Consider the following 400-nt stretch of genomic DNA (forward strand, 5'->3'; position numbering starts at 1 on the left):
GGCCCGCGGCGCCGCGCGCCAGCCGGCGGCCTGAGCGGCCCGCGCTCCCTATGAGAAAGACGCCAACATGAACTTTTCCCGCTTCTTCATCGACCGCCCCATCTTCGCCGGGGTGCTGTCGGTGATCATCTTCCTGGCCGGGCTCATCGCCATGCGCGTGCTGCCCATCTCCGAGTATCCGGAAGTGGCGCCGCCATCCATCGTGGTGCGCGCCACCTACCCGGGCGCCAACCCGAAGGTGATCGCCGAGACCGTCGCCACGCCGCTGGAGGAATCCATCAACGGCGTGGAAGGCATGCTCTACATGGGCAGCCAGGCCACGACCGACGGCGTGATGACCCTCACCGTCACCTTCAAGCTGGGCACCGACCCGGACAAGGCGCAGCAGCTCGTGCAGAAC

At 67.5% G+C, this 400-nt stretch carries 1 protein-coding gene; it reads left to right on the forward strand.

Annotated elements, in window-relative coordinates; all coding sequences use genetic code 11:
- Positions 1 to 67: 67 nt before the first annotated feature.
- The coding region (locus tag GVL03_RS21410; RefSeq protein WP_200847428.1) for an efflux RND transporter permease subunit at positions 68 to 400 on the forward strand (333 nt) is incomplete at its 3' end.

The organism is Microbacterium sp. 18062 (assembly GCF_902706225.1).
Lineage (GTDB): Bacteria > Actinomycetota > Actinomycetes > Actinomycetales > Microbacteriaceae > Microbacterium.